The organism is Mesorhizobium sp. M1A.F.Ca.ET.072.01.1.1, assembly GCF_004023325.1.
In the GTDB taxonomy this organism is placed as follows: domain Bacteria; phylum Pseudomonadota; class Alphaproteobacteria; order Rhizobiales; family Rhizobiaceae; genus Mesorhizobium.
The window spans coordinates 1-8151 of record NZ_RZSF01000305.1 but is presented as its reverse complement, the minus strand read 5'-3'; the positions used below and the strand labels follow the sequence as shown (position 1 = coordinate 8151).

8 protein-coding genes are annotated in these 8151 nt (G+C 62.8%); 5 read left to right on the top strand and 3 right to left on the bottom strand.

From position 1 onward, the window contains the following. The coding region (locus EOA32_RS29495) for a TIGR01459 family HAD-type hydrolase (protein ID WP_128373596.1) at nt 1-710 on the bottom strand (710 nt) is incomplete at its 3' end. A 404-nt stretch (nt 711-1114) separates the two neighbouring features. Between EOA32_RS29495 and EOA32_RS29490 the strand changes: the two genes are divergently transcribed. The 4 genes from EOA32_RS29490 (at nt 1115) to EOA32_RS29475 (ending at nt 5496) form a co-directional block, all read left to right on the top strand. Further along, nucleotides 1115-2191 (top strand): pilus assembly protein TadG-related protein, encoded by a 1077-nt coding sequence (locus tag EOA32_RS29490; protein WP_245426282.1) that lies wholly within the window; start codon nt 1115-1117, stop codon nt 2189-2191. Nucleotides 2192-2217: 26 nt separating this feature from the next. Beyond that, a complete protein-coding gene (locus EOA32_RS29485) occupies nt 2218-4191 on the top strand; it encodes a pilus assembly protein (RefSeq protein ID WP_189407462.1) in 1974 nt (657 codons plus the stop codon). 100 nt (nt 4192-4291) lie between these two features. Continuing rightward, nucleotides 4292-4720, top strand: a complete 429-nt coding sequence (locus EOA32_RS29480) for a nuclear transport factor 2 family protein (RefSeq protein ID WP_095778372.1) — start codon at nt 4292-4294, stop codon at nt 4718-4720. Between the two features lie 143 nt (nt 4721-4863). Further along, the gene (locus EOA32_RS29475; RefSeq protein ID WP_128373595.1) at nt 4864-5496 is read left to right on the top strand and encodes a LysE family translocator; all 633 of its coding nucleotides are present in this window, start codon (nt 4864-4866) and stop codon (nt 5494-5496) included. Nucleotides 5497-5521: 25 nt separating this feature from the next. On the opposite strand, the gene EOA32_RS29470 is transcribed toward EOA32_RS29475, so the two are convergent. Together EOA32_RS29470 and EOA32_RS29465 are read right to left on the bottom strand one after the other, a co-directional pair. Further along, the gene (locus EOA32_RS29470; RefSeq protein WP_245499421.1) at nt 5522-6403 is read right to left on the bottom strand and encodes a dienelactone hydrolase family protein; all 882 of its coding nucleotides are present in this window, start codon (nt 6401-6403) and stop codon (nt 5522-5524) included. A 55-nt stretch (nt 6404-6458) separates the two neighbouring features. Next, entirely contained in the window at nt 6459-7283 is an 825-nt protein-coding gene (locus tag EOA32_RS29465) for a DUF2189 domain-containing protein (RefSeq protein WP_128373594.1), read from the bottom strand. 168 nt (nt 7284-7451) lie between these two features. Between EOA32_RS29465 and EOA32_RS29460 the strand changes: the two genes are divergently transcribed. Then, nucleotides 7452-7958, top strand: coding sequence for a CAP domain-containing protein (locus EOA32_RS29460; protein ID WP_066996688.1), 507 nt, complete (start codon nt 7452-7454; stop codon nt 7956-7958). Nucleotides 7959-8151: the final 193 nt, after the last annotated feature.

Here is an 8151-nt window from a genome sequence, read left to right as displayed (position 1 = left end):
CAGACATCGATGTGGGCGTCGAGGTCGCCGCGCAACTCGCTGTCGAAGGTTTCGACGTCCCAGACGTCAATGACGGTGGCGACCTCCTTCATGGCGAGGTTGTAGATCGGCGCGAAAGGCTTGCCGGCGATCAGCGTGCGGCCGCCAAGCTGCGCGTAGTCGCGCGCCAGCGCGCCGGCACACCAGATGGTGCGCTCGCCGCGCTCGACCAGAATGTCGGGGTTGGCGCAGATGAAGGGCAGGTTGCGGGCACGCAGCCGCTGCAGCAGTTCCGCGTATTCGGCGGGCTTGTCCACCTCGTCGTCGTAGAACCCGGTGCAGACGACGCCGGACGCTTCGAATTCCTCCACGAGTTCGACGTCCAAGCCGTCATAGAGGGTGAAGTCGCGCTCGGGCCCGATGTGGAAGATCTTTCTCGGACCCTCGGCGATCAAGTCGCGCGTGACGTCGCCCGAGGTGACGACACGGTCATAGGCATCTGCCGGAACGCCGATCGCATGCATCTGCGCAACGACGTCGGCGCTGCGCCGCGGCGAATTGGTGATCAGCACTACCGGCACTTTTGCCGCGCGCGCCCGGGCAAGCGCCTCCGCGGCGACGGGGAAGTGCCATTCGCCATTGTGCACCACGCCCCATACGTCGCACAGGATGGCCGCGTAGTTTTCCGTCAGATCGGTGAGCGAAGCGATGATGTTTGGCGAATCCGCCATGCCGTTATCCTGAGACTGGTCTAGGCAAAGCCGCGACAGCCATCCTTTTTGGTTCGGAGGCCGCCATGGCCGGTCCCGCATAACCGAAGCGCTCCATCCTGTCACCAGCTTTCGCCATCACCGCCGGGACGAGCCGCGAGCACGCCCGCTCGGAAGCGCAGGGTTAACGCGCCGTCAAAATGGCGGTGCGTGCTTGAACGTTTCGAGCAAGCTGAAATTTAAGGATATATGACCATGGTAGCACCGAACTAGGACCATGGTCGTATACCGGTATGGGTCTTTTGCGGGGGCTGAGCGCAATGATCGGCAGATTTATAGGCGACAAGCGGGGCAACTACGCCCCGCCGGCCCGCAGAGCCGCTGGAACGATCAGGCAATTCCTTCGCTCCGGCGACGGCTCACTCATGCCTATCGTTGTCATGGTAATGATGTCGCTGCTGCTCGCAATCGGCTTCTCCGTCGACTACACCTCGGCGGTGACGACTAGGAGCAACATGCAAAGCGCGCTAGACGCCGCGATCCTATCGATCACCACCATGGACACCACGACCACGAAGGCAGCCCGCCAGGCGGCGTTGCAGGATGCCTATGCGGCCAATAGCGGGCTGGGAACAGTGACGTTGAAGAGCGTCGATGTCGCCGCCGACGGCACGGCGGCCTTCAGCGCCACAGCAAGCTATCCGATGCCGACCACTTTCATGGGAATAGCGAAGATCGATTCCGTGCAGATCGGCGTCGGCTCCTCGGTGCGCAAGACGCCAGCGCTGGTGCAGGCCGATTTCAAGGTGTCGAAAGTGTCGGGCTACTGGAACAAGACCATGTATCTCTACGGCACCCAGTTCGGCCAGACGAACGCACAGAGTCTGATGAGGATCGACTACACCTACAGCAACTACAAATTCAGCTACACATCCGGCAAAAACACCTACACGGTGGGCGAGCCGAAGGGCTATGGAACCACTACCGTCTACACGGTGAATGGAAGCACAGAGACGAAGGTCCAGCAGCAGGCGTGCACGACGACAGGCTCGACCACCGCGTTCACCAATCCGGTGGCGGGATCGATCCCCGGCAGCACCAAGGACACCAGAACCAACAAGACGATCTACTTCAACACCACCTGCACGACCACCACCTACCCGGCCAATGGCCCTGGCGCCGCCATCGACGTCAGCCAGATGAACCAGCTTTATCTGCAGATGAAGGTGCCCTCGGGCAATCCGCAGACGCTGCAGTCGAATGATGCCACCACCTCGAACCGGCTCTATATCGGCACCAGCCAGACCGATATGCCCGAGATCGCGACCGGGCAGAAGGTCGACATCTTTAGCGTCGTGCCTTGCGGCGAGACCAGCTACCAGGCATGGGAGGACGGTGGCAACGCGGTGCCGGCGCCGGTCTCCAATGCCGACTTCTTCTACACCGTGACCGGCAAATGCGCCTTCAACAAACGGCCATCCGAGACGGTGATGACGCAGTGAAGCACATGCAGGGCCGCTTGCCGAAGATGCGCGAATTCTGGCTTCGCTTTTGCCGCGACCGGCGTGGCAATTATGCCCTGGTGACGGCGATCGCCATGGTGCCGCTGATGGGCGCCCTGGCAATCGCAGTCGATTTCACCGAACTCAACCGCCAAAAGCAGATGGTGCTGAATGCGCTCGATGCGGCGAACTTTGCCGCCGCGAGGCGGTTGGCGGAGGGCGCCACCGACGACCAGATCAAGGCTTATGCCGTCGACTTCTTCAACGCCAACCTCAACACCATCGACCCCGCGGACGTAGCGCTCAACATCACCCTACCCACCAGCCAGGCCGGCGGCGGCTTGCTGACAATGAGCGCCACGCTTACCTACCATCCCTATTTCTATCCGGCTTCGGCAATGCTCGTTGGCGTCGACGAAGTCGACGCGAAAAAGCCCGTTGAGCTCGAGATGAAGTCACAGGTGCGCTTGAAGAACACACTGGAAGTGGCGATGGTGCTCGACAATTCGGGCTCGATGTCGACGAAAGGATCCGGCACGGGGCAGAAGCGCATCGACCTGCTCAAACAGGCCGCCAAGCAGTTGGTCGACACGCTTGCGCAGCAGGCGGCGCAGATCAAGCAGATCGACAAGCCGGTCCAGTTCAGCCTGGTGCCCTTCGCGGCTTCGGTCAATCTCGGGCCGGACAACGACAACGCCTCCTGGATGGATGTCTACGGGCTGTCGCCGATCGCCAACGAGAATTTCGACTGGTCGACACTCAACGCCGCCGACAAGAACGCCCAGAAGATCAACGGCATCTGGTACAAGAACGGCACCGGCTGGGGAACCGAGGAAGGCCAGGCACTGACCCGCTTTTCGCTCTATCGCGACATGAAGGTGGTCACCAGCCACGAGCGCATCGTCGGCAGCAAGCGCGTCGTCTGCGACGAATACCGGTCCAACAACACCTGCAAGCGAAGCCACAACGAATACGACTACAACGACACCTACGGCCCGTTCGCGAGCTGGCAGGGCTGCGTCGAAGTGCGTCCCTACCCTTACAATGTCGACGATACGCCTGCGTCCGGCGGGCCGAACAACACCGGCATCGGGGTCGGCGACCCGGCGACCATGTTCGTGCCGATGTTCGCGCCCGACGAACCCGGCAACCACTGGAAGGTGACGCAGGATCCCGACGAGCCGAACCCCGCGACCTACGGCGCCGCCAACAGCTGGTGGAACGACGATCCGTCGAGCACCACCGGCAAGACGCGCCAATCCAACATGGCCAAATATTTCATGCCGCGGCCGATCAATGCGCCGGTGCTGGCAACGGGCGCCGGTCCCAACTATAGCTGCACCACGACGCCGGTCACGCCGCTCACCGACGTCACCACTGCGGACGGGCTGGCGGCCATCAAGGCGGCTGTCGACCTGATGCAGCCCAACGGCAACACCAACGTGCCGGAAGGCATGGCCTGGGGCTGGCGCACCGTTTCCAGCGGGGCGCCGTTCACCGAAGGGCGGCCGGAGACCGAACGCGGCAACGACAAGGTCGTCATCGTGCTTACCGACGGCGAGAACACCTATTCGACGGTGAACTCCGATCCGGCCGGCAACAAATCGACCTATGCGGCCTACGGCTATACCGGCGTCGGCTACAAAGGCACCTCGGTCACCCGCCTGTTCGGCGGCACCTCCAGCGACATCGGCCAGTTCAACTATTCCTCGGGCAACTACACCAACGCGCTCAACGAGCAGATGGCCAAGCTCTGCGACCACGCCAAGGCGGCCAACATCATGGTGATGACGGTTGCGCTCGACATGTCCGCGACCGACGCCGGCGACAAGCAGGCGATGGACGCCCTGAAGACCTGCTCATCCGACTCCCGCTTCCGCAAGGATCCCGCCGACCCCAGCAAGCCCGCCAAGCTTTTCTGGAATGCAACCGGCGCGACGCTGTCCGACAATTTCAAGGAGATTGCGAACGAGCTATCGAATTTGCGCGTGGTGGGGTAAGGGACATAAACTAACGCCGGCGCGCCAAGAAGCGAAAAGGCAGGATCAGGGGCTTGATTTCAGATAGTATTCTCTTTCCCCTTCATCGGAGGATGCTGAGATGCTGTCAGACCTCGCGAAACTCATCGAGCAGGATCATTTAGCCCTGGATGCCTTCGTCAAGGGCAATCCCAAACCATTGAAAAGTCTTTTCTCACAACGGGATGACGTCGTCATCGCCAATCCATTCGGCCCGCCGGCAAAAGGATGGAAGAAGGCTGCCGAAACGATGGACCGTGCCGCTACCAACTACCGAGACGGAGAGGTTATCGGCTTCGACCGAATTTCCGAGTACGCAACGACCGACTTGGGTTACATCATCGAGATCGAGCGGGTCCGATCCAAGGTCGGCGGCAGCGACAAGCTTGTTTCGATCGCACTTCGAACCACCACTATATTTCGGCGGGAGAAAGGCGCGTGGAAGATCGTCCTTCGTCATGCCGATCCTATAACCTCGCCTCGTCCGGCAGCCTCGATCGTCGGTGAGTAGAAAGGCTACCAAAGCCTGCGGCGCTGCCCGCCCTGGCGCAACGACCGGCGCCGGCAAGTCCCTTGCGCTCGTGCGCGGCACAAGGCACATGTCCGTACCCGCCGGCATCGGACCTTCCCTGCCGCAGGTGCTGGAGATCGAGCATGCCCAACGCCGCCAACCATTTGACCTTCGCGCTGATCTGCCTTGGCATGGTGCTCACACCCGGCCCGAACATGATCTATCTGATCTCGCGCTCGCTGTCGCAAGGGCCGAGGGCCGGGCTGATCTCGCTGGGCGGCGTGGCGCTGGGCTTCCTGTTCTATGTGGTGTCCGCGGCCTTTGGCATCACCGCGCTGATCTTCGCCGTGCCTTATGCCTATGACGCGCTGCGCTTTGCCGGCGCGCTCTACCTGCTGTGGCTCGCCTGGCAGGCGCTAAGGCCCGGCGGCCGCTCGCCATTCCAGGTGCGCGAGCTGCCGAAGGACAGGCCGCGCAAGCTGTTCGTCATGGGGCTGATGACCAACCTGCTCAATCCGAAGGTGGCGGTGCTCTATCTGTCGCTCTTGCCGCAGTTCATCAACCCGGCCAAGGGCCATGTGCTGTCGCAGCTTCTGGTGCTCGGCGTGACGCAGATCTCGATCAGCCTGACCGTCAACGCCATCATCGCCGTGACAGCGGGCTCGATCGCCACCTTCCTCGCCGGACGGCCGTTCTGGCTGGTCGTCCAGCGCTGGATGATGGGCACTGTGCTGACGGCGCTGGCTTTGAAGATGGCGACCGAGGCGCAGCGCTGAGATCGGATGATCAGGGCTATGGCTGTTATCCGCTGAAGGCCTGCTTCAAAAACGTGTGGACGTCGCTTGCCGATTTTTCGGCCGCAGCTGCGTTGTACTCCACCCGGTGGCCATACTGCTCGGTGCCCGTCTTGAATGACGGGGAGGCAAAGGCGTGGCGAGCGCCCTTGAAGACATCAAGCTGCACGGCGCTGCCCTTGCCGCTGCGCTGCGCCATCATTTCCCGGCAATTTTTGGCGGGGGTCCAATCGTCGAGCTCGCCGATCAGGATCAATGTCGGGACCGCCACGTCGCCATTCGTAGCCGAACAATTCGGATAGTAAGCGACAGCCGCCTTGAATTTGCGATCCATCAGCCGCTCGGCGCCGCCAAGTTGCACGGCCTCGAGCGTTGCGATCCCACCGGCGGAGAACCCCATCAACGCTGTGCGCTGCGGGTCGACGAAACTCAATTTGGACAGGAACTCCAAGGCGCCGTAGGCGTCATAAACGCGATCAGCAAACAGGCTGCCATCGGTGAGCAGGCCGTGATCACACGTCTCGCGAATACCGCGCGTGCTGAAGCTGTCGACAACGAGTACGACGTAACCCCAGGAAGACAGCCGCTGCGACCAGGTTTTCTCTACAGTTGGGAATAGGCCCGAACATCCATGGAGAACGACGACCGCCGGGAACGGCCCCTCACCCGGCGGTCGCGTCAGATACCCATTCAATGCCGTGCCGGGAATGGCCTGGAGCGCTCGCCCGTTTTGTTGCGCAATGCGCTCCTGAAACGGCGTCGGCTTCACGGCCGCGCTTTCAAAATGCACCAACTCGTCAGCGTTGGCACGCGTAGTATCAATGCAGCCGACAACCCAAAGCCCGGCCACGAAAGCCGCCCCCTTGAGCGACCTCAAGAACATCTTCATGAACCAGGCTCGGTAAACCGCTTCGGGACGTCTGCTTTGTTCGAGCCGGCGCGGCCTACATCGGCCGGCGGATGGGCCGGATATCCTGCGGCTCCACCACCTTGCGATAGAGATGCCAGGTCGCGTGGCCGAGGACCGGCATGACGACGGCAAGGCCGGCAAACAGCGGGATCGAGCCGATCACCAGCAGCACCGCGACCGTCAGGCCCCAGAGCGCCATCTGCAGCGGGTTGACCATGACGGCGCGCGCCGAAGTCTCGATCGCCGAGACGGCGCCGACATCGCGGTCGAGCAGCAGCGGGAAGGCAATCACGGTGGTGGCGAGCACCACGATCGCGAAGACGAGGCCGGCAGCGTTGCCGAGCAGGATCAGCGTCCAGCCCTTGTCGGTCGTCAGCACGTCGCTCAGGAAGGTTCCGACGGAGGCCGGCGGCTCCGCGCCGAACAGGCTGGTGTAGATCGACTGCGCGGTGAACAGCCACAGAAGGAACAGCGCGAAAAGCAGGACGCCGATCGCCGCGATCGAGGGCAGCGCCGGCGAACGGCGCACGTCGAGCGCATGGTGCCAGCGGCTGCTCATGCCGAGCTCGCGCCGGCGGCTGATCTCGTAGAGGCCGATCGCCGCGAAGGGACCGATCAATGCAAAGCCCGACATCAGCGGATAGACGAGCTGGATTGCACTCGAGCCGGAGGTCCACCGCGTCAGGATCAGGCCGACGACCGGATAGATCAGGCACAGGAACACGTAGTGCGAGGGCTTGGCCCAGAAATCCTCGGCGCCGAGCCTTAGCGCGTCCCATAGATCCGACGTGGTGATGTGGCGCACCGTGGGCTGCACATGCAGCCCTTGCGCGTCCGCCATGACATGAAAACCAGCCATAACCGTCCTCCGTATCGCTCGGGGGGCGGTCACCGCCTGGGTGGCCCGCCCGTGGCTGCCACTTCTAGAACGCCGGGATGATAACCGATCTCCCGGAGGATGTCGCCGCATAACGCGATTTTCATCGGCTGCCCGGCAAAAGCCACGATCGCCGGTATCAGAGGCCGGATGACCAGCCTGACCACCGATTCCCCCCATCTCGACAGACGCACATTGCTCAAGACCGTCGGCCTTGCGGCGCTCGGCGGCATTGCCGCCTGCACCAGCGTCCAGCTGCCGACCGGCGAAGCCGCCGGCGTGTCGTCTTCCGCCACAGGCACGTTGAGGACAATCCGCACATCGGCCGGACTGCCGGCGCTCATCCCGGACGCGCAGCTCGAACAGGCGGCGCTGCAGCAGGCCGGCTACATGGCGTCGCGCGCCCGCATGAGCCACACGACCGGCTGGGGCAAGGATTTCGCCTCGCGCATGAAGGGCAACGGCGTGCGTGGCGCCGCGGGCGAAAACATCGCCGAGGGACGTTTCGACCTGCAAAAGCTGTTTGACATCTGGATGCATTCGGACGGCCACCGGCGCAACATGCTCGACCCGGATTTCAGCCGCTTCGGGTTGGCTTACGTGCGCGACGGCCGCGATCCCAGCCTGCGCTACTGGGCACTGGTGCTGGGGAGGTAGCGGAGAGAGGGGACAGGAGCGACGCGTAATCTCCCCCCTTGAGGGGGAGATGGCCGGCAGGCAGAGGGGGTCGGTTCGACCGGACTCGGCTTGCGATGTGCAGATGAAGGTTGGCGTTCCATGCGCGGCGACCCCCTCTGTCGCCTTTCGGCGACATCTCCCCCTCAAGGGGGGAGATTACGCATCGCAGAGG

Excerpts from the sequence above, each read along its gene's own strand:
- EOA32_RS29490 (WP_245426282.1), top strand. The coding sequence starts at position 1,115 with ATGCCTATCGTTGTCATGGTAATGATGTCGCTGCTGCTCGCAATCGGC.
- EOA32_RS29485 (WP_189407462.1), top strand. The coding sequence starts at position 2,218 with ATGCGCGAATTCTGGCTTCGCTTTTGCCGCGACCGGCGTGGCAATTAT.
- EOA32_RS29480 (WP_095778372.1), top strand. The coding sequence starts at position 4,292 with ATGCTGTCAGACCTCGCGAAACTCATCGAGCAGGATCATTTAGCCCTG.
- EOA32_RS29475 (WP_128373595.1), top strand. The coding sequence starts at position 4,864 with ATGCCCAACGCCGCCAACCATTTGACCTTCGCGCTGATCTGCCTTGGC.
- EOA32_RS29470 (WP_245499421.1), bottom strand. The coding sequence starts at position 6,403 with ATGAAGATGTTCTTGAGGTCGCTCAAGGGGGCGGCTTTCGTGGCCGGG.
- EOA32_RS29465 (WP_128373594.1), bottom strand. The coding sequence starts at position 7,283 with ATGGCTGGTTTTCATGTCATGGCGGACGCGCAAGGGCTGCATGTGCAG.
- EOA32_RS29460 (WP_066996688.1), top strand. The coding sequence starts at position 7,452 with ATGACCAGCCTGACCACCGATTCCCCCCATCTCGACAGACGCACATTG.